Raw genomic sequence first — 20,110 nt, 5'->3', positions numbered from 1 at the left:
CACCCCAGCCATGCCAGCCCCCGTTGCCGTCATCATTGAAGACGAACCCCAGATTCGCCGCTTTGTGCGCGCTGCGCTCGAAGCCGAGGGCTGGCAGGTGTTTGAGGCCGACTCGGTCAAAAGAGGGCTGACAGAAACGGGGACACGCAAACCCGACTTGCTGGTGCTGGACCTGGGCCTGCCCGACGGCGACGGCCTGGAGCTGATCCGCGACGTGCGCGGCTGGTCCGGCGTGCCGATCGTGGTGCTGTCGGCACGCTCGGATGAAGCCGACAAGATTGCAGCCCTCGATGCCGGGGCCGACGACTACCTCACCAAGCCCTTTGGCGTGGGCGAACTGCTGGCCCGGGTACGCGCCAACCTGCGCCGACCGCGCGCCGCGCCAGGGGAAGGCTCGGCCGACGCCGCCAGTGAGGCCGATCCGCTGTTTCGCTTTGGCGAGGTTGAGGTGGACCGGCAGGCGCGCCTGGTGCGACGCGGCGGCGCCGAGGTGCATCTGACCCCGATTGAGTACCGCCTGCTGACGGTGTTGATCGCCAACGTGGGACGGGTGCTGACGCACCGCCAGTTGCTGCGCGAGGTGTGGGGGCCCTCGCACGCCGAGCAAAGCCACTACCTGCGGATTTACATGGGCCACCTGCGGCAAAAGCTGGAAACCGACCCGGCCCAGCCCCGGCATTTTCTGACCGAAACGGCGGTGGGCTACCGGTTGGTCACAATTTGAATAAAATAAGCCTCTAGCCCTCGCCAAATCTGCGCAAGTAGCTACTAAATAAATAGCAAAATGACAACCTCCAATTCTCCCCCCTCCTTTCGCCGCGCCGCACCGCCTCCTGGTCGGGTGCCATCCACCACCGTTGGCACGGGGGCAACAGGCGCCGGCGGCACCCTGCGCCTGAACAAGCGCATGGCTGAGCTCGGCCTGGCGTCACGCCGCGAAGCCGACGACTGGATTGGTCGCGGTTGGGTCAAGGTCAATGGCGAGATCGCCACCATGGGCATGCAGGTCACGCCCGATGTGCGCATCGAAATCAACAAGCAGGCCCAAGGCCAGCAGGCCAATCAGGTCACGATTCTGCTCAACAAACCGATGGGCATTGTGAGCGGCCAGGCCGAAGACGGCCATCTGCCCGCCATCACCCTGATCCAGCCGCAAAACCGCTGGACCGAGGACAACGCCCGTTTCTTCTTCCACCCCAAGCAGCTGCAAAGCCTGGTGCCCGCCGGGCGGCTGGACATTGACTCCATCGGCCTGCTGGTGCTGACGCAGGACGGCCGCGTCGCGCGCCAGCTGATTGGCGAAGACTCGGTGATGGAGAAAGAGTACCTGGTGCGGGTCAGCTACATCGGCTTCATCGAACCCGATGGCCGCCCGGACCGCCTGCTGCAGATCAATGATGGCGACCCCGTCACCACCAATGTGCAGGCGATGTTCCCGCCCGACGGGCTGGCCAAGCTGCGCCACGGCCTGAGCCTGGACGGCCAGGCCCTGAAACCGGCCAAGGTGGAATGGCAAAACCCCGAGCAGCTGCGCTTTGTGCTGACGGAAGGCAAAAAGCGCCAGATTCGCCGCATGTGCGAGCTGGTCGGCCTGAAAGTGGTGGGTCTCAAGCGCGTGCGCATCGGCAACGTGATGTTGGGCAATCTGCCGGTCGGCCAGTGGCGCTACCTGGCACCGCACGAGCGCTTCTAGTCGGACCCGGAGCTCTTCGGGGTCAGCCCATTACCGTGACTTGATGCCGGGCGGCCCTGAAGCCATGCCGGCCTCCGGCAGGTCAAAACTCAACATCTGGTCGACGTCGAGTACGTGTCTTGCGTCGGCCCCGGCCGCCTTGAACTCGTGATCACCGGGCATCACCAGGGGAATATCGACCTCCGCCGCCACCGGAGGGCGAGACAACCCGTCGATGTCGGAATCAAACAGGCCCAGATCGAGGTCCAGATCCAGCATGGGAGGAGGCAGAGTCTCATCCACGGAATAATCTGTTTGGCCGTTCAGCGCCAGATCGGCATCAAGAACAACGCGCTGGGCCACGTCGTGCAGCAGCAGCAGATCCCGGAATGCGGCCAAATCAAAAACCGGCACCTTGGCCAGTTGGGGGTTCTGAAGGATATAAGCCCCCAGCAATTCCAGGATCGTGGACGTCGACCAACATGCCGTGATGCGGGACAGAACATCGGGGTAAGACTCCAGGCCCTTGCCTTCATTCTTGAATACCGCGAACTCGGGAACTCTGGCGTTGAACAGCAGATTGAAATCCTTGCGAAGGCTTTGAAAATCAGATTTCAGACTGAGCGAATGAAGCAGGCTGAGCAAATCCAGGTACAGCGACGGATTGGGCGCGTCACTTTCGTCAATTTGCTTCGCGAGAATTCGCACGGCCCGGTCGGTTTGACCCAGCGAAACAAAAAACTCCGCTTGCTGCCGGACATCCAGCGTCGCCTCTGAATGGAGCCCGGGCACAGGCGCCGGCGGGGAGACCACCGCGAGCGCTGCAGGCTGCTTGCGATTCGCCGCGTGCACCACGCTGGATTGCATCAGGTCATCAAACGCCGACTCACTCATTTCCACCAGGCTGACACCCGGCTCGGATGAGGGGCCGGAATCAGCCACCAAGCCCGACACAGCAGTTGAGCGGGCCTTTTTCGGCTCCGGTGTCTCGTCCAGCTCCTGGTGGGCCGTCGCCGGGGAGGTGGAGGGCCCGGGCCCTGGTTCAAGTTCTGGCGCTACTGCCGCTGGCATGGCGTCGGCGCCGCTCCACCAGTTGTCGTCACCCGTATGAACGCGGCGCTGCCGGGTCCAGAGTAACGCCAGCGCCGCCAGACAGACCAGCACCAGGGCGATCAAGCCATAAATCACGCTGCCCGGAAAGCGCTCTGATTCGGCCTTTTGCAGTCGCATTTTCAGATCCGCGAGGCTGCTCTCATTCTTCGCGGTCAAGGCCAGCAAAGTCTTCACATTGCCTTCGAGCGTCTGTATTTTTTCCAGGTTATGCAACGCGTCCTCAGACGGGGGGAATGTCATGTATGCGTCAAGATTCGCGACCCGGTCTGACAGCAATTCCAGAGGGTCCAGCTTCAATCGTGATTGCCCGGTCGTTCGCCCAGGCTTTTTGGCTTCATCGGACTGTGTTTGTTTGGGCGCGGCAATCGCCGCCCTCACGTCAGCGCGCTTGTCGACAATTCCCTGTCGCGCAGCCTGCGTTGGCCCCCGAACGGTCTTGGTCTTGACGGGCTGTGCCGAATTCGCCACCACGGGCGATGGCCTTGGAGCCGCGGCAACATCAGGAAGCAAAACCACTTGTGCAGGCGGTCGCGCAGTTCTTGAGGGCAGCTGCGCCCCTGACACAGGTGCTGCGACTTCGCTTGGCAAGTCGGCCAACAGGACATAGCGACGTGTTGTTTTTTGTCCGCAGCCAGTACGCAAGTAGACCGTGACAACGGGCTCGTCGACGACCGCCGAGGACAGAACCCGCACATTGGCCGTTTGGGCTTGCGCCGTCGCTTCGACGACAACACGCACACGACTGGCCTCCTGACGCGTATCGGCATGAAATACATCGGCATCAAAGCAGAAGGACGAGGCGTCCTCGCCTGCATCCATCTGAACCGGAATCACCATATCCAGGGGCTGGCCTACCAGCGCAGCACCACGCACGCGACCCAGCGTGAGCGCCTCACTGCCGAAAGCGACACAAATTAATGCGACCCCTAAGATACTGGCTTTATGTTCCAAATCAGCTTTCCCGAGTAATCATTTTTTTCACGCCGAATTGGCAACCCGCTGTTGTACTTTGTGGGATTGTGCCCCACAGTCTCGCGCCCCTGAATTTGGCGTTAGTCTACCTACTGTCAATATCGATGGACCGCAGACAAACTTAAGCCGCTTTTATTGAGTTAACCGCCGCTTGGATCGCTCGGCTTGCAGCCCCGGCCATTGCCCCGTGCGCTCTTGCGGGTCAGCTAGCACAAATCACGCGAAAAAACACGGGCCCCACCTCTACCGCCGCAACGGCTGGCGCACCCACAATAAGCGGGGGCGTCGAGATTTTTCATCCGGCGCACCGACTGCCATGGCCAAACCGGCATCCAAAACCCAACTCAAACATCTGCGCACGTCGGACCTTCGGGCCATTGCCCAGTTGGCGACGCAAGCCACGGCAGGGGTGACCCACATCGCCGAAGGCGTGCACCAATCGGTATGGCGTACCCTGGGCGCACCGGGTGGCGCCATGCCAGGGCAAACCCGTGGCCTCACCGGGATGGTTTACCGGAGTGTCAGGGGGATAACCCGACTGCTGGGCCTGGGCGTGGATACGCTATTGGCCAAGCTGCAACCTCTGCTCGACTCGACCGACGAAGCCTATCCCGGAACACCCCAACGCGAAGCCGTGCTCGCGGCGCTCAATGGCGTGATGGGGGACCGTCTGGCCGCCAGCAACAATCCCTTGGCAACGCCGATGACGCTGCGCTACCGCGGCGAGGCCCTGAACTGGCAGGCCTTGCCGCCCGCGCCCGAAGTGACCGGAAAAGTGTTGCTGCTAATTCACGGCTTGTGCATGAACGACCTGCAGTGGCATACGCAGCGCAGCGGACAGAAGGGAAGAAAAGGGCAAGTGCAGGACCATGGCGAAGCCTTGGCCTCAGCGCTGGGCTACACCCCGATCTATCTGCGCTACAACTCCGGATTGCACATCTCGCAAAACGGGCACGAACTCTCCACCCTACTGGAGCAACTGCGCGCACATTGGCCCACTCCGATCGAGGAGCTCAGCGTCGTGGCCCACAGCATGGGCGGCCTGCTGATCCGCAGCGCCGTCCATGACGCCCGGCAGGAGGCACTGCACTGGCCGACACAGCTCAAAAACATCGTGTTTCTGGGCACGCCGCACCATGGCGCGCCATTGGAGCGGGCCGGCAACTGGGTAGACTTTATTTTGGCAAGCACGCCCTACACGGCGCCTTTCGCCCTGCTGGGCCAACTGCGTAGCGCGGGCATCACCGACCTGCGCTACGGTTATCTGCTGGATGCCGACTGGCAGGGCCACAGCCGATTTCGCCGCAAAGCCGATAGCCGTCAGCTGGTACCCTTGCCAATGGGTGTGGCCTGCTATGCCGTGGCCGCAACGACTGCGGCCAAACGCAGCACCCTGCCCAGGCACCACCTGATGGATGCGGTGATTGGTGACGGCCTGGTTCCCCTGCCCAGCGCCATGGGCCAACACGAGGATCCACGACGCCGCCTGGCTTTTGCGAAAGCGTCGCAATGGATTGCCTATCGCACAAACCACCTGGCCTTGCTGAGCAGCCCCGAAGTGACGCGGCAATTGCTGCGGTGGCTGACGCCAAAACCAGGCTAAAGCCAAGTCCTGCGCGCTCAAAATGCCCGGCCGCGACCGAAAAGCACGCGACAAATTTGCCGGGGCTGAGAAAGTTTGCGATAATCGCGAGTTCCCCTGATTGTGTCGGGGGAGACAAGACAGCGGCTCATTCACTTTTACCGGTGGGGGGCCCTCACTGAGCCCTTTAGGATTTCCAAAATGAAACGCACTTACCAACCCTCCAAGATCAAACGCGCCCGCACTCACGGTTTTCTCGTTCGCATGAAAACCCGCGGCGGCCGTGCTGTGATCAACGCTCGTCGCGCCAAGGGCCGCAAGCGTCTGGCAGTCTAGTTCTGTCTGCACGCATAGCGCGCAGCTGACTTGCAGTTCTGGCGCAGCCTCAAATTGCAGCGACTGAAAACGCGAAGCCAGTTTCAGGCCGTGCTGTCTGGCGGCACCGTAGCCAGAACGGCCCACTTTGCTTTGCACTGTGCTGCGTTGGATGTGTCGGTGGTCGAACAGAAAACATCAGAGCCGTCAAAGGCGCCTCCAGTGGCGCTTTTTGTCGTGCGGGACGTGTGGATGGGCGCCATGGTGCCCAAACGCTGGGCCAAACGAGCCGTTACACGCAATACCATCAAACGCCAGATTTACAGTGTGTGCACCGAGTTCGAATCGGTGCTGCAGGTGGCTGCCCATGTCGTGCGTTTGCGTGTCGGGTTCGACCGCAAACAATTTATCAGCGCCACATCCGATGAGCTCAAGGCCAGCGTTCGGCTGGAGTTGCAGCAATTGTTCGCACGCGCCGCGGCTCGCTCGGCTGCGCCTGTCCGTCAAGTCAGCATGCCATGATCAAGCGTTTGTTGATTGGCTTGGTGAAGGGCTACCGTTTGCTGCTCAGCCCTTGGCTGGGTTCTTCTTGTCGCTTCGAGCCGACTTGCTCTGCTTATTCATTGCAGGCTTTGCAGGCGCATGGCGCTGCAGCGGGCAGCTATTTGACACTGGCGCGTCTTGCACGCTGCCACCCTTGGTGTGCGGGCGGGCATGACCCCGTTCCGACCGAAAAACCCCGGCTCTTTACCCAGCTGATTTCATCCTCCACTCATAAGAAGTCTTCATGAACGATATTCGCCGCACCATTTTGTGGGTGATTTTTGGCTTTTCCATGGTCTTGCTATGGGATCAGTGGCAGGTTTACAACGGCCATAAAGCCACCTTCTTCCCAGGCCCAGCCAAATTGGCAGCGCCAGCCCATCCGCCGGTGGCCGCCTCCAGTGTTCCGAGCGGAGTTCCTGCTACGAATTCAATAGCTGGCACCACCCCTGTAGCGGGCGCTGCAACCGATATTGCCTCTACTTCGAGTGCGGCACCTGCGCCCCACGAGCGCGTTGTGGTGACGACCGATGTGCTGAAACTGACGTTCGACACCGAAGGCGGCTCCCTGGTGCAGACCGAATTCGTCAAGCACGTCGACATGGCCGATAAGACCAAGAAGTTCATTCTGCTGGACGAATCAAAGGACCGTACTTACATGGCGCAAACCGGTCTGATCGCCGGCGCCGCAGGTGGCACTTTCCCCACGCACAAGACGGTCATGAACGTGGTGCCAGGCGAACGTACCCTCACGGATGGCAACAAAGAGCTGGTTATCCGGTTTGAGTCCCCCGAGTTGGGTGGCGTGAAACTGGTGAAAACCTTTACCCTGGCCCGTGGCGCTTACGCCATGACGGTCAAGCATGAAGTGATCAACGTGGGCACCGCCGCCGTGTCGCCGCAGCTCTACCTGCAATTGGTGCGCGATGGCAACAAGCCACCGGGTGAGTCCTCGTTCTATTCCACCTTCACCGGCCCGGCAATCTATACCGAGGCCAAAAAGTACCAAAAAGTAGAGTTCAGCGACATCGAGAAGAACAAGGTCGATATCGAAAAACAGGCGGAAAACGGCTATGTGGCCATGGTGCAGCATTACTTTGCCAGCGCCTGGCTGCTCGGCGACGGCATCAAGCGCGATTTATTCATGCGCAAGGTCGATACCAATCTCTATGCCGTTGGCATGATCACGTCGCTGACCGACATTGCGCCGGGCACCAGCAAGACCGTGGAAGCCAAATTTTTTGCCGGTCCGCAGGAAGAAAAAGGGCTGGAGTCTTTGGCCCCCGGGCTGGAACTGGTCAAGGACTACGGCTGGCTCACCATCCTGGCCAAGCCGCTCTACTGGCTGCTCGACAAGATCCACAGCTTCATCGGCAACTGGGGTTGGTCGATCATGGCTTTGGTGCTGCTGCTCAAAGCCGCTTTTTACTGGCTCAATGCCAAGGCGTACGCCAGCATGGCCAAGATGAAGGCCGTCAATCCGAAGATCACGGAAATGCGTGAACGTCTGAAAGACAACCCGCAGCAGATGCAGCAGGAGATGATGCGCATCTACCGCGAGGAAAAAGTCAACCCGATGGGTGGCTGTTTTCCGATCATGATCCAGATTCCGGTTTTCATTGCCTTGTACTGGGTGCTGCTGTCCAGCGTCGAGATGCGCAACGCGCCCTGGGTTTTGTGGATTCACGATCTCTCGTCGCCTGATCCTTTCTACATCCTGCCGCTGGTCATGACCCTGACCACGGTGCTGCAGACCGCCCTCAACCCGGCACCGCCTGACCCGCTGCAGGCCAAGATGATGTGGTTCATGCCCCTGGCGTTCAGCGTGATGTTCTTCTTCTTCCCGGCTGGTTTGGTGATTTACTGGATCACCAACAACGTGTTGTCGATTGCGCAGCAGTGGGTGATCAACACCCGCATGGGTGTGCCACCGCAGTTCAACCTGCCCAAGTTCAAGTAAACATGGCCGCTATGCTGGTCCCAGCAAGTGCGGCACCGCCTTCCGGCGGGCTGCCACTTGACTTGGGGCAAGCGGCCCGCGGCTGAGTTGCGATGTCCCTGCCGCGTCATCAGGACCCCATTGCCGCCATTGCCACCGCGCCCGGTCGGGGTGCCGTGGGCATTGTGCGGGTCAGCGGGAAAAGTATCGGAGCGCTGATTCAGGCGCTTTTTTCACGTCCGCTCAAGCCGCGCGATGCGACTTACACCCCGTTCTTGGATAGCGCTGGACTGGCGATTGACCAGGGACTGGCCATTTATTTTCCGGCACCTCACTCGTTCACCGGAGAGGATGTGCTGGAATTGCAGGCGCATGGCGGGCCGGTGGTGTTGCAGCTGTTGCTGGCGCGCTGCATCGAAGCCGCTGCCGAAATCGATCCCGTCCTGCGTGTACCTCGGCTACCAGGCCTGCGGGTGGCGCTGCCGGGTGAATTTTCCGAGCGCGCCTTTCTTAACGACAAGATCGATCTGGCGCAGGCCGAGGCTATTGCCGACCTGATTGACGCCAGCACCGAGGCTGCGGCCCGCAGCGCCAGCCTGTCGCTGTCGGGCGCATTCTCTAGGGAAATTCACACCCTGCGTGACGCGCTGATTCATCTGCGCATGCTGGTGGAGGCGACGCTGGACTTTCCTGAGGAAGAAATCGACTTCCTGCGCAAGGCGGACGCGCAGGGGCAGCTATCAAAGCTGCAGCAAACCTTGCAAAACGTGCTCCAGCGAGCGCGCCAAGGCGCGCTCTTGCGTGAAGGCATCAAGGTGGTCATTGCGGGACAGCCCAATGCAGGCAAGTCCTCGCTGCTCAACGCCCTGGCGGGGGCCGAGTTGGCGATCGTCACGCCGGTGGCCGGCACCACCCGAGACAAGGTGCAAGAAACCATTCAGATTGAAGGCGTGCCGGTACATGTCATTGACACGGCAGGTTTGCGCGACAGTGACGATGAGATCGAAAAGATCGGTATTGCACGGGCATGGGACGCCATCGAGGCCGCTGACGCCGTTTTATTCTTGCATGATCTGACTCGCATGGATGCTATTAATTACATAGCTGATGATGCGGTCATTGCGGGGGCCATAGCCCAAAAACTGCCTTCAAACATCCCCGTCATTGATATCTGGAACAAAGCCGATGCCATAGCCGCCCCGGATCGGGCATGGGGACTGACGCTGTCGGCCAAAACTGGCGCCGGACTGGACACCTTGCGTCGCAAGCTGCTGGAAGTTGCGGGCTGGCAGTCGGCCCCCGAGGGCGTCTACATTGCCCGCGAGCGCCATGTGCAGGCACTGCGCCGGGTGGATGACCATTTGCGGGAAGCTGGAGACCATATGGCCGCCAACGCACAGTCGTTGGACCTGCTGGCTGAAGAGCTGCGTCTGGCTCAAAATGCATTGAATCAAATAACCGGTGAATTTACCTCGGACGATCTCCTTGGGGTGATATTCTCCAAATTTTGCATCGGCAAATAGTTTGATTTTGTGCTTGCCCAAGACGAAGACCCATTCAGCCGCACAATAACGCCTGCTCAATGGAGGACACGGACGGAACGACGTGTCGCGCTGACCTGAAAGAAGAAAATGTCACTATTCGACTGGTTCGCCAGCAAAAAAACAGCAAAAATTACATCTACCCGTGAAAGTCACGGCTTGGGATATGTAGAGGCCACGGTGCCCCAGATGCCGCCTGACCGAGTTCGGGGCAAACCTGTCCCAACGCCAGCCGGGCACGCGGTGAATCACAAAACCGAGCGCCTTGAGAATCGTGAGCTGATCTATAGCGTCGTGCGTGACTCGATGATTCGTAGCGGGGTGCTGGCGGCCAGTTACAAATTCAAGGTTCTGTCACTCGATGCGCGAGGCCGCCAGTACCTCATCATGATGGACCTGGTCAGGCAGTCGACAGATATCACCGATCGCCTCGCCGAAATTGAAGCCAGAATGGCCGAAATTGCCAGAACTCGTCATGACATTCTGGTCACAGCCGTCTACTGGCGCGTGAACGAGCGGGTCACGGCAGGCCTGTCGTCAACTCAGGCGGTTCGCGCGCATCACCTTTCCAACATGGTGTCAGAACCCCAGGCCACGCGCCTACCTGCAACATCCGAATCGTCGACCAGACCGGTGCCCGCATATGAACCGTTGCAGGAAGACGAAGTTGCGGCATTCAAACGGGCGCTGGCCGGTGTCACCCCTGCAGCAGCTCGCTGGGCGTCCGGCCAGATCGTCACTTCCGGGCGACGAAACCCGGCACCACCTGCCGAGTTTGAAGACACGCAAATAGTTGACTCAAGCAGTCACGGCTCGCCGCTCAGCGGGACCCAGTACGGGGACTTGAACTGAACTTTGCACCGACGGTCAGCGTCCATCGAAATCAATCAGGGTATAGAGCGGCAGACCGGCGGCTCTGAGTTTGTCGGAGCCACCAAGTTCGGGCAAGTCCACCAGGGCGGCACCTTCAATCACTTGAGCCCCCAGTTTTTCGAGCAATTTCATGCCGGCCATCATGGTGCCGCCGGTCGCGATCAGGTCATCAATCAAGAGCACGCGATCACCGGATTTGACGGCATCGGTATGCAGCTCAACGGTGGCGCTGCCATATTCCAGTTCGAAGGTTTCTTCCACCGTTGTGAAAGGCAGTTTGCCCTTCTTGCGGATGGGCACAAAACCCACGTTCAGTTGATAAGCAATCACCGCACCCAAAATGAAGCCACGGGCATCCAGTCCCGCCACCACATCAGGGCGCCTGGCTGGATCCGTGTAGCGTTGAACAAAGGCGTCGATCAATACCCTGAATACCTTGGCGTCCTGCAACAGCGGTGTGATGTCGCGAAACTGCACCCCCGGTGCCGGCCAGTCAGGCACGGTGCGGATGTGATCTCTAAGGTACTGGTTGACACTGAGGTTTTGCATGGATCATCCGGTTGGGATTGAAACCGTATTGTGCACCGCGCCCGCATCCCGACCGCGCATGGCGAGGTCAACCCTTGAGCAGTTTTTGCTCGGCGAGAGCCAGCATTTCAGCCTTGCCCGAGAGCACCAGGGTATCGCCGCCTTCAATCAGCGGATCCAATGCCACCGCCTTGACCTTGCCGCCGCTGCGTCGCAAGCTGACGACGCGAACATCAAATGCGTGCAAGGCCAGATGGCTGAGCGGTTTACCAATGGACTTGGCGGCCAGGGGCAAGGTCAGGGACGACAGACGCTCCTGATGGAGTTCATCCACCGGGTCGTCGTCCACCCCGTAAAAATAACCACGCAGCAGGTTGTAGCGGGCATCACGTTGCTCCTGCACGATGCGAATCACACGTCGCATGGGTACACCCACCAGTGCCAGTGCGTGGCTCGCCAGCATGAGCGAGCCTTCGATCGCCTCGGGGACCACCTCGGTGGCGCCCGCCTGCCGCAACGCCTCGAGATCGTGGTCGTCCTGCGTGCGAACGATGGCGGGAACCTGGGGTGCATGGGCCCGGATATGGGCCAGCACTTTCATGGCGCCCGGTACCTCAAGGTAGGTAATGACCACGGCACTGGCCCGCGCCAGCCCCGCCGCCATCAGGGCCTGAAGACGGGCGGCATCGCCAAAAACTACCGAGTCACCGGCGGCCGCGGCCTGCCGCACCCGGTCAGGGTCCAGGTCCAGCGCCATGTACGGAATACCTTCCAGTTCCAGCATGCGCGCCAAGTTCTGTCCGCAGCGGCCATAGCCGCAAATGATCACATGTTTGTTGACGTTGATGGATTTGCGGGCGATGGTGGTCATTTGCAGGGACTGTTGCAGCCACTCGCTGCTGACCAGCTTCATCACCACCTGGTTGCTGTACAAAATAATGAACGGCGTGGCGAGCATGGAGAGCACCATGCTTGCCAGTATCGGGTTGAGCAATGCGGGAGGCACCAGCGCATTTTCGTGGGCGAGTGTCAGCAGCACGAACCCGAATTCACCCGCTTGAGCAAGGTACAGTCCGGTGCGCAGTGAAACCCCGGCGGTGGCGCCCAACGCGCGCGCCAGGAAGGTAACCAGCGCGGCCTTGAACAACACCGGCACCGTAACCAGCAGGAGCACTAGCGGCCAGCGCTCCAACACCAAGCGCCAGTCGAGCATCATCCCGATGCTGATGAAAAACAAGCCCAGAAGGACATCGTGAAAGGGCCGAATATCGGTCTCCACTTGCTGTTTGAATTGCGTCTCTGAGATCAGCATGCCCGCAATAAAGGCCCCCAACGCCAGACTCAAGCCCGCCAGCTCCGTCAGCCAGGCCAGCCCCAAGGTGATCAGCAGCAGATTCAGGACAAACAGTTCTTCGCTTTTGCGCCGGGCCACCAGCGTCAACCAAAAGCGCATCACGCGCGGACCACCTACCAATAGCAAGGTAATTACTATGGCGGCCTTGAGGGTCGCGACGCCCAACGTCGAAAACAACTGCTCCCCGGTAGCCCCTAACGCCGGGATCAATACCAGCAATGGGACGACGGCCAGATCCTGAAACAGCAGCACACCCATGACGCGCTTGCCGTGCTCCGACTCCATTTCGAGGCGTTCGTTCATCAGCTTGACCACAATTGCCGTGCTACTCATCGCAAGGGTGCCGGACAGGGCCAAGGCCGTCTGCCAACCCATGGCCCAGAGGCCTGGCGCCATCTTCGCCAGAATCAGGACGGCAGCGGTGGCGCCGAGCATGGTCAGCAACACCTGGAAAAAACCCAGTCCAAATACATGATTGCGCATGGCGCGCAGTTTGGGCAGATTGAATTCAAGCCCAATGACAAACATCAGGAAAACCACCCCGAACTCACCCAGATGGCGCACGCCGTCGGCGTTTTTTGCCACGGCTAGCGCATTGGGCCCGATGACCACGCCTACAGCCAGATAGCCCAGCATCGGGGGAAGCTTCAAGGAGCGACAGGCAACCACGCCCAGTACGGCGGCCAGCAAATAAAGTAGGGTCAGTTCCAGAGGGCTCACCCCTAGATACTAACAAGCGATGCGCCGACCGATAATATCCGACCATGACACAACAACACACGCCAATATCGACATTTCAACCGGCGCGCGCCATCCGTCTGGCGCAGGAAACACTGGACATCGAAGCTGCAGCTGTGCTGGGTTTGAAACGGCGCCTGGGTGACTCGTTTTCTCGTGCGGTGGAGATGATGCTTCGGGTGCGGGGTCGAGTAGTGGTGATGGGGATAGGCAAAAGCGGCCATATTGGGCGAAAGATCACCGCCACGCTGGCCTCGACGGGAACACCCGCCATGTTCGTGCATCCGGCCGAGGCCAGCCACGGCGATCTCGGCATGATCAAGCCCGTCGATCTTGTATTGGCCATTTCGAACAGCGGTGAATCAGAAGAATTGACCGCCATTCTGCCAATGCTGAAACGCATGGGAGCCCCCTTGATTGCCATGACTGGCAAAGCTGAATCGACGCTGGCCTGTCATGCGGATATTTTTCTGGACTGCGGGGTCGAGAAAGAAGCCTGCCCTTTGAATTTGGCGCCCACGGCGAGCACCACGGCGCAGCTTGCGATGGGTGATGCACTGGCCGTGGCCCTGCTGGACGCGCGCGGCTTCAAGGCTGAGGATTTTGCGCGTTCCCATCCCGGCGGCGCCTTGGGACGCAAGCTGCTCACGCACGTCAGCGATGTGATGCGCACCGGTGATAACGTGCCCCAAGTTGGACCGCAAGCCAGTTTCAGCGAGTTAATGCGCGAGATGAGCGCCAAGGGCCTGGGGGCGACGGCCATCGTGGATGCCAATTTGGCAGTGCTGGGAATTTTTACAGATGGTGACTTGCGCCGCCTGGTTGAAAAAGGCATCGATTTGCGCGCCACCACGGCGCAACAGGTCATGCACCCCAAGCCCAGTACCATCGCCAGCGATGCCCTGGCCGTGGAGGCCGCCGAATTGATGGAGCAGCACCGAATTACCAGTGTACTGGTGCTGGACACGGCGGGCCGCTTGTGCGGCGCACTCAATAGCAACGACCTGATGCGTGCCAAGGTGATCTGATGGCTGACCCTGCACTCAATTTTCCGCCTGAGTTGTTGCTCAAGGCACAAGGCATTTGCGTGGTTTTCTTCGATGTGGACGGAGTCCTGACCGACGGCGGTTTGCACTACACGGAAACGGGGGAAACGATCAAGCGCTTCAACACGCTGGACGGCCATGGCCTCAAGCTGCTTCAACGTGCTGGCATCATCCCCGCAATTATTACGGGGCGCGACTCGACACCCCTGCGCTTGCGCCTTGCGGCCTTGGGCATTGACCATGTGCATTACGGCACCGAAGACAAACATCCCGCCGCCGAGCAAACACTCGCCGCCTTGGGGCTGGACTGGGGCCAAGCCGCGGCGATGGGTGACGACTGGCCCGATCTTGCGATGATGCGGCGCTGTGCACTGGCCTGCGCGCCGCACAATGCGCATGTGGAGGTCAAGGCGGTTTCGCATTACGTGACAAGGGCCAAGGGCGGCAATGGGGCGGTCAGAGAGTTGTGCGACCTGCTTCTTATTGCCAGCGGCAAGTACGCGCGCCTGCTGGAGGAAACTGCGCGGTGATCAAGCTCGTGCGCGTGGTGTGGGAGCGCCTGTCGCTCTACTTACCCATAATTCTCATGGCGATGCTGGCACTGGGAACCTATTGGCTGGTGCGCAGCACACCGATGCTAATGCAGCCAGAGAAAGAGGCACCAGCGCGGCATGAGCCGGACTATTTCATGCGCAAATTTTCAGTCAAGACGTTTGACGGCACGGGCAGGCTCAAAAGTGAAGTGCTGGGAACTTATGCCCGCCACTACCCTGACACCGACACGCTGGAAATCGATTCGGTGCGTATTCGCTCGTTCAACGAAGAGGGGCGTCTGACAACGGCGACCGCCCGACGCGCGTTGACCAACGGGGATGCGTCGGAAGTGCAGTTGTTTGGCGATGCGCGGGTGGTGCGCGAGCCCGCGCCAGATATCGCCGGGCAACCCCAGCCGCGCATGGAGTTTCGCGGCGAATTTTTGCATGCATTCATGAATACTGAACGCGTCAAATCGCACAAACCGGTGGAACTGATACGCGGGAACGATGTATTCACCGCAGATTCGATGGATTTCGATAACCTGGACCGCGTGATGCAGCTCAAAGGGCGTGTCAAAGGCACGCTGGTGCCTGACGCCGCCAAGAAATAGATAGCCAACCTAAGAGTATGTCCAAACTCGTTTTTATCACGGGCGCATCCAGTGGCATTGGTCAGGCGCTGGCTTGGCGTTTTTATCAAGCGGGTTATTCGCTCGCCTTGGTGGCGCGACGCACGCAGGAGGTCAACACATGGGCTGGTATTCGACAGATAGCCGCCAATCGCCATCGAATTTACAGTGCTGACGTCGCCGTACCGGACAGCATATTTGCTGCGGGCCAGGCCTGCCTGATGCAGCAGGGTGTCCCCGACGTTGTAGTCGCCTGTGCCGGGATCAGCGTCGGCGTAGACACGACCCAGCGAGCCGATATTGATGTGATCGCCCGAACGTTTGCCACCAATAACACAGGCACGGCTGCAACATTTCACCCTTTTCTGAACACCATGATCCAACGCGGCTCGGGCGCCGTGGTGGGGATTGGCAGCGTCAACGGTATCCGGGGCTTTCCCGGCCATGGCGCAAATTGCCCAAGCAAGGCGGCCATGATCAGCTACTGTGAGTGTCTTCGCGGAGAACTCCGAGGCAGTGGCGTAAAAGTGGTGACCTTGTGCCCAGGTTATATCGATACCCCGTTGACGAAGAAGAATACCTATTCCATGCCCTTTCTGATGCACCCGGATGAATTTGCGGAAAAGGCATTTAGGGCAATTGAGGCTGGCGTCAGTTATCGCGTGATCCCCTGGCAAATGGGGATAGTGGCCAAGGTGTTACGGTTGTTGCCCAACTGGCTATTTGACAGCGCTTTTGCCGGACGCCCCCGAAAACCACGCGGCCCAGATCTCTGAGCAACAGCCCCTGACTTGTCACCTTGAGTGAGTGCAGTGAATTGAAAACAGCTTGAAACAATAAAAGGGCCACAAGGGCCCTTTTATTTTGATTGGCGTAAAGCCAGTCGACTGCTTAGTAGCTGCTACGGCCACCGCCGTAACCGCCGCCGCCACCGCTACGGCCACCGCCGCCGCCAGCACCGCCGCCGTAACCGCCGCCGCCACCGCCGCCGCTACGGCCAGCACCGCCGCCGTAACCGCCGCCGCCAGCACCACCACCGAAGCCGCCGCCGCCAGTGCGGGGAGGACGAGCTTCCATCGGACGGGCTTCGTTAACCACGAGGCCACGGCCACCGTATTGTTGACCGTTCATGCCGTTGATAGCAGCTTGTGCTTCAGCATCGCTGCCCATTTCCACAAAGCCGAAGCCTTTGGAGCGGCCGGTGTCACGTTCCATCATGACCTTGGCGCTAGTGACAGTACCGTGTGCAGCGAATGCTTGCTGCAGGTCTTCGTCACGGAAAGTGTAAGGCAGGTTGCCTACGTAAAGTTTGTTGCCCATGAAAGGACTCCTCAAAATGACTCAAAACGCGATGGAGTCCAAAACCGCTATACCCCGCAATCAACAAAACAATGAAGACTTAAAGCAGACGCGAAACTGACTAAACACCGCAAACTTGTACAACCGATTTCCGACAATACAAGTTAATTATGCGTCAAGTTTTATATTTTCACAATCTTTTTTGCTGGAAGATGGAGAACGGTGTCAAGCCGCCTGATCAGGATAGGCGCCGTGGCGGATCTTCGGTGTTTGGGGACGGCGTCTCTTGATCGTCATAATTTCGCCACTGCGTCATGGCGCGACGCATGGTGAGCACCTGACGCTCAAAAGTGGGACACGCGGTACAAATCGCCATGTGCAGACGTAGCGCCAACCGATCACGCCATGGTAGTGCACGGTCTTCCCGCGCAATCACCAACGCAGTGACTTCTTTACAGGTTCGTTGAAAAGGCATCATGTAGAGTTCCGGTTGGCAAACCAGTTCAGCTCCAGGCACTCGCGCAGCCTAAGCCGGGCACGATGCAACTGAACATATAAGTTAGTCGGTGTCAGGCTCAATTCCTTACAAATTTCTTCGCTGGAAAGCTCCAGCCACTCCCGCATCAGGAACAAGCGTCCCTGACTGGCTGGCAGCTTGCTGGCGCAGGCATCCAGTACTTCGAAGAACTGCCGACTGCTGATCTGCTGCTCGGGGTTGCCCCATTCTGACGGGGCCTGTGAGAAGTGCCCGTCCGCCTTGAACCCGATGAAGTCCAGCGGGTCAGCGTCGTCATCGCCAGAGCCGTCAAGACCGCAGACCTCACGGCTGTGATGCCGTAACGCGTCGATCACCTTATGCTTCAAAATGCCAATCAGCCAGGTCTTGAGCTGCGAACGATTGGCGAATGACTGTGGTTTGGCCAGTGCCGCCAGCACGGTTTCAGACACGGCATCCTCAGCCCACGTCTCGTTTCGCAACTGCAGTCGGGCAAAACGCAGCAAATAGCTGCGGTGGTCGATCAGTTGCTGTTCAAAGGAGGGCGTGGCGGCGATAGTCATGGTGGCCATTGCAGTGTAAAGCGATTGGCCGGCGTGCAGGAACTGCACAAGCAGTCGCGCCAGTGAGCAGCTGGCCAGTGGCGGCATGCACGGCTGACGTGCACAATATCGGGGCATGAAACGCTCAAATGGTGAAAGCGTCAACCCACGTCCCGTCGGGGCCCGGCTCTGGCCGCGCCGCCTGGGTTGGCGGCTGGCGCTGGGTTTTGGATCGGTGGTAGCTTTGATGCTAATGGCGCTGGCCTTGGCCAGCCTGGAAATTCGATCCATCACGCACCTGACCCAACGTTTTGCCACCCAGGATATGCAGCGCCTTCTGCGCGTACAAACCCTCTCGCTGTATACCGAGGGTGCCGGCAACGCCTTGTTGCGCCTGATGAACGCGCCACGTGAACACCGTGTTCTTGAATACACCGAGGTAGACGAACGCAACCGCCGCATCGAAGGCATCATCGCCTCGCTGGCGGATCTGCTGGACGACCCGGCGCAGGAAAGTACATTGCAGCGCCTGGTGGCCGCCCGCGCGGCCTATTCCAAAGCGTTCAAGGCCACGGTGGCTGAGATCGAGCGAGATCGCCCGAAGGCCGCCATGCGTGTCTATACCGAGCAAGTGCAGCCTTCGCTTGAAGAAATGCTGATTGAATCCAACACGCTGATCAACCGCGAACGTGAGCGGGTGGAACGGCAGATGCTGCAGGCCCAGAAAAGCTTCGAGCAACTGGCCAAGTGGGTGGCGATGCTGTCACTGCTGGCCGTGATGCTGGCCATTGTGCTGGCGTTGCGCACGACGCGCAGTGTGGTGACGCCGTTGGCCCAGCTGGAGGCCACGGCTCTGCGTATTGCCGGGGGCGATTATTCCAGTCCGGTGCTGGCCACTAGCGCCGAAGAAGTGAATCGGGTGGGCCAGGCGCTAACCACCATGACAACGGCCATCGCCGCACGGGAGCGAGACATTGAAAACCTGGCATTTCGTGACCCACTAACCGGTCTGCCCAACCGCACCTACTTGCTCAAACCCACGGCGGAACAGGAAGGCCGCAACAACTGCCTGATGTTGATCGACCTGGCGCGCCTGAAGACCATCAACGAAAGTCTGGGTTTTGCCACAGGCGACACTTTAATCAAGGAAGTGGCGCAGCGCGCCGACACGGTGGTCAAGCGGGCGGCAAGCAGCGGGCTGATCGGTGGCCACTATCCACTGGTAACCCATCTGGCGGGTGGCCGGTTCGCAGTGTCGTTCAGTGCCCCGGACCGCCCCACGGTGGAACGTTTGCGTCTGCAGCTTGAACAGGCCATGGCGCAGCCGGTGCTGTGCAGTGGCTACAGCGTGGACTTGAGTCTGGACTATGGTTTTGCCGACTCGACGGGGCAAAATGCGCCGCGCCCGGTGAGCACCCTGTTGCGCAACGCCGAGGTCGCCCTGCACGCCGCAAAACGGGCCGCCGTGCGGTTTGCCTGGTACAGCGAAGCCCAGGAAGCGGCGCGCCTGAGCCATCTGGGCCTGGTATCCGACTTGCGCGTGGCAGTGGCCACGTCCCAACTGCAAATGTGGTTGCAGCCCAAGTTTTCACTGAGCACAGGCCGGGCTGTAGGGGCCGAAGCGCTGGTGCGCTGGCAACATCCGCAACGGGGTTTTGTATCACCGGCCGAGTTCGTGCCCTTTGCCGAGCAAACCGGCTACATCGGCATTGTCACGACCTGGATGCTGGGTGAAGCCCTGCACATCCTGGCGCTTTGGGCACCCCATCACCCGGAACTCAGCATCAGCGTCAACGTGAGCACGCGGGATTTGCAGGACCCGAAGTTTTGCAGCCGCGTCAAACAGCTGATCGAATTGCACGGCGTGGACCCGCGGCGACTGCGCCTGGAAATCGTCGAGAGTGGCCTGATGGAAGACCCGCAACACAGCGTCGCTGTGCTGCATGCCCTGGGTCAACTTGGCGTGCAGCTGTCAATTGACGACTTCGGCACCGGTTATTCGTCCCTGGCTTACCTGCAGCAACTGCCGGTAAGTGAGCTCAAGATTGACCGGAGTTTTGTAGGCCACGTCGATGTCCTGCCGGCGACGCAGCGCCTGGTCAAGTCCATGATTGAAATGGGCCACGGCATGGGCCTGCTGGTCACCGCCGAGGGAGTGGAAACCGAAGCCGAAAAAGAAACCGTCACGCGCTTGGGCTGTGATGTGATGCAGGGCAATCTGGGCAGCGGCCCGCTGCACGGAAAGGCGCTGCAGGCCTGGTTTACCGGCCTGGGACCGGTCCCGGCATGAACGACAAAGTTCGAATCAAATTGACCGCTAGCCCACACCGAATAAGCGCAAGCAGCTACTAACTAGATAGCAACAGCAGCCACGGGTGGCGCTCGCGGCGCC

Annotated in this window: 19 protein-coding genes and 1 pseudogene; 14 read left to right on the top strand and 6 right to left on the bottom strand. The window is 59.9% G+C overall.

Annotation, left to right across the window (positions count from 1 at the left end; genetic code table 11):
• Positions 1–10 precede the first annotated feature (10 nt).
• A complete protein-coding gene (gene kdpE, locus C5P05_RS10505; RefSeq protein WP_114969791.1) occupies positions 11–724 on the top strand; it encodes a two-component system response regulator KdpE in 714 nt (237 codons plus the stop codon).
• 60 nt (positions 725–784) lie between these two features.
• Positions 785–1,693 (top strand): pseudouridine synthase, encoded by a 909-nt coding sequence (locus C5P05_RS10500; RefSeq protein WP_114969790.1) that lies wholly within the window; start codon positions 785–787, stop codon positions 1,691–1,693.
• A 30-nt stretch (positions 1,694–1,723) separates the two neighbouring features.
• Here C5P05_RS10500 and C5P05_RS10495 read toward each other — a convergent pair whose 3' ends face one another.
• The gene (locus C5P05_RS10495) at positions 1,724–3,736 is read right to left on the bottom strand and encodes a FimV family protein (protein ID WP_157979284.1); all 2,013 of its coding nucleotides are present in this window, start codon (positions 3,734–3,736) and stop codon (positions 1,724–1,726) included.
• A gap of 337 nt (positions 3,737–4,073) precedes the next feature.
• Between C5P05_RS10495 and C5P05_RS10485 the strand changes: the two genes are divergently transcribed.
• The 7 genes from C5P05_RS10485 to C5P05_RS10455 all read left to right on the top strand — a co-directional run bounded on the left by C5P05_RS10485 (position 4,074) and on the right by C5P05_RS10455 (position 10,529).
• The gene (locus tag C5P05_RS10485; RefSeq protein WP_114969787.1) at positions 4,074–5,360 is read left to right on the top strand and encodes an esterase/lipase family protein; all 1,287 of its coding nucleotides are present in this window, start codon (positions 4,074–4,076) and stop codon (positions 5,358–5,360) included.
• 180 nt (positions 5,361–5,540) lie between these two features.
• Positions 5,541–5,675: a 50S ribosomal protein L34 gene (rpmH, locus tag C5P05_RS10480; RefSeq protein WP_066096666.1), complete on the top strand. Its 135-nt coding sequence runs from the start codon at positions 5,541–5,543 to the stop codon at positions 5,673–5,675.
• A 54-nt stretch (positions 5,676–5,729) separates the two neighbouring features.
• Entirely contained in the window at positions 5,730–6,176 is a 447-nt protein-coding gene (locus C5P05_RS10475; RefSeq protein ID WP_114969865.1) for a ribonuclease P protein component, read from the top strand.
• Positions 6,173–6,445, top strand: a complete 273-nt coding sequence (gene yidD, locus C5P05_RS10470; RefSeq protein ID WP_114969786.1) for a membrane protein insertion efficiency factor YidD — start codon at positions 6,173–6,175, stop codon at positions 6,443–6,445. The genes C5P05_RS10475 and yidD overlap by 4 nt, the downstream gene beginning before the upstream one ends.
• The gene (gene yidC, locus C5P05_RS10465; RefSeq protein ID WP_114969785.1) at positions 6,442–8,157 is read left to right on the top strand and encodes a membrane protein insertase YidC; all 1,716 of its coding nucleotides are present in this window, start codon (positions 6,442–6,444) and stop codon (positions 8,155–8,157) included. The genes yidD and yidC overlap by 4 nt, the downstream gene beginning before the upstream one ends.
• Positions 8,158–8,249: 92 nt before the next feature.
• The gene (gene mnmE / locus C5P05_RS10460; protein WP_114969784.1) at positions 8,250–9,659 is read left to right on the top strand and encodes a tRNA uridine-5-carboxymethylaminomethyl(34) synthesis GTPase MnmE; all 1,410 of its coding nucleotides are present in this window, start codon (positions 8,250–8,252) and stop codon (positions 9,657–9,659) included.
• Positions 9,660–9,920: 261 nt separating this feature from the next.
• Positions 9,921–10,529 carry a hypothetical protein gene (locus C5P05_RS10455; RefSeq protein ID WP_232834431.1) on the top strand — a complete coding sequence of 203 codons (609 nt, stop codon included), beginning with the start codon at positions 9,921–9,923 and terminating at the stop codon, positions 10,527–10,529.
• 15 nt (positions 10,530–10,544) lie between these two features.
• Here C5P05_RS10455 and C5P05_RS10450 read toward each other — a convergent pair whose 3' ends face one another.
• Positions 10,545–11,099, bottom strand: a complete 555-nt coding sequence (locus tag C5P05_RS10450; protein WP_114969782.1) for an adenine phosphoribosyltransferase — start codon at positions 11,097–11,099, stop codon at positions 10,545–10,547.
• A gap of 67 nt (positions 11,100–11,166) precedes the next feature.
• Positions 11,167–13,152: a cation:proton antiporter gene (locus C5P05_RS10445; protein ID WP_114969781.1), complete on the bottom strand. Its 1,986-nt coding sequence runs from the start codon at positions 13,150–13,152 to the stop codon at positions 11,167–11,169.
• 44 nt (positions 13,153–13,196) lie between these two features.
• On the opposite strand from C5P05_RS10445, the gene C5P05_RS10440 reads away from it, so the two are divergent.
• Genes C5P05_RS10440 through C5P05_RS10425 form a run of 4 tightly spaced genes read left to right on the top strand, consistent with a single transcriptional unit; the run spans position 13,197 to position 16,157 of the window.
• The gene (locus C5P05_RS10440; RefSeq protein WP_114969780.1) at positions 13,197–14,198 is read left to right on the top strand and encodes a KpsF/GutQ family sugar-phosphate isomerase; all 1,002 of its coding nucleotides are present in this window, start codon (positions 13,197–13,199) and stop codon (positions 14,196–14,198) included.
• Positions 14,198–14,746 carry a KdsC family phosphatase gene (locus tag C5P05_RS10435; protein WP_114969779.1) on the top strand — a complete coding sequence of 183 codons (549 nt, stop codon included), beginning with the start codon at positions 14,198–14,200 and terminating at the stop codon, positions 14,744–14,746. Before C5P05_RS10440 ends, C5P05_RS10435 begins: the two co-directional genes overlap by 1 nt.
• Positions 14,743–15,363, top strand: coding sequence for an LPS export ABC transporter periplasmic protein LptC (lptC, locus tag C5P05_RS10430; RefSeq protein ID WP_114969778.1), 621 nt, complete (start codon positions 14,743–14,745; stop codon positions 15,361–15,363). The genes C5P05_RS10435 and lptC overlap by 4 nt, the downstream gene beginning before the upstream one ends.
• A 17-nt stretch (positions 15,364–15,380) precedes the next feature.
• Positions 15,381–16,157, top strand: coding sequence for an SDR family oxidoreductase (locus tag C5P05_RS10425; RefSeq protein WP_114969777.1), 777 nt, complete (start codon positions 15,381–15,383; stop codon positions 16,155–16,157).
• 130 nt (positions 16,158–16,287) lie between these two features.
• Here C5P05_RS10425 and C5P05_RS10420 read toward each other — a convergent pair.
• From C5P05_RS10420 to C5P05_RS10410, 3 genes and pseudogenes are all read right to left on the bottom strand, one after another.
• A pseudogene (locus C5P05_RS10420) lies at positions 16,288–16,701 on the bottom strand (RNA recognition motif domain-containing protein); the annotation flags it as partial.
• A gap of 217 nt (positions 16,702–16,918) precedes the next feature.
• Positions 16,919–17,155 carry a zf-HC2 domain-containing protein gene (locus tag C5P05_RS10415; protein ID WP_114969864.1) on the bottom strand — a complete coding sequence of 79 codons (237 nt, stop codon included), beginning with the start codon at positions 17,153–17,155 and terminating at the stop codon, positions 16,919–16,921.
• Complete coding sequence (locus C5P05_RS10410) at positions 17,155–17,739, bottom strand: sigma-70 family RNA polymerase sigma factor (protein WP_114969863.1); 585 nt, start codon at positions 17,737–17,739, stop codon at positions 17,155–17,157. Before C5P05_RS10410 ends, C5P05_RS10415 begins: the two co-directional genes overlap by 1 nt.
• Positions 17,740–17,854: 115 nt before the next feature.
• Between C5P05_RS10410 and C5P05_RS10405 the strand changes: the two genes are divergently transcribed.
• Entirely contained in the window at positions 17,855–20,008 is a 2,154-nt protein-coding gene (locus C5P05_RS10405; RefSeq protein WP_114969775.1) for a putative bifunctional diguanylate cyclase/phosphodiesterase, read from the top strand.
• The last annotated feature ends 102 nt before the right edge of the window (positions 20,009–20,110 follow it).

Origin of the sequence: Rhodoferax ferrireducens, from assembly GCF_003347515.1 — a bacterium.
Taxonomy (GTDB): domain Bacteria; phylum Pseudomonadota; class Gammaproteobacteria; order Burkholderiales; family Burkholderiaceae_C; genus Rhodoferax.
The sequence above is the reverse complement of the archived record's forward strand: the minus strand, read 5'-3'. Positions and strand labels throughout refer to the sequence as shown.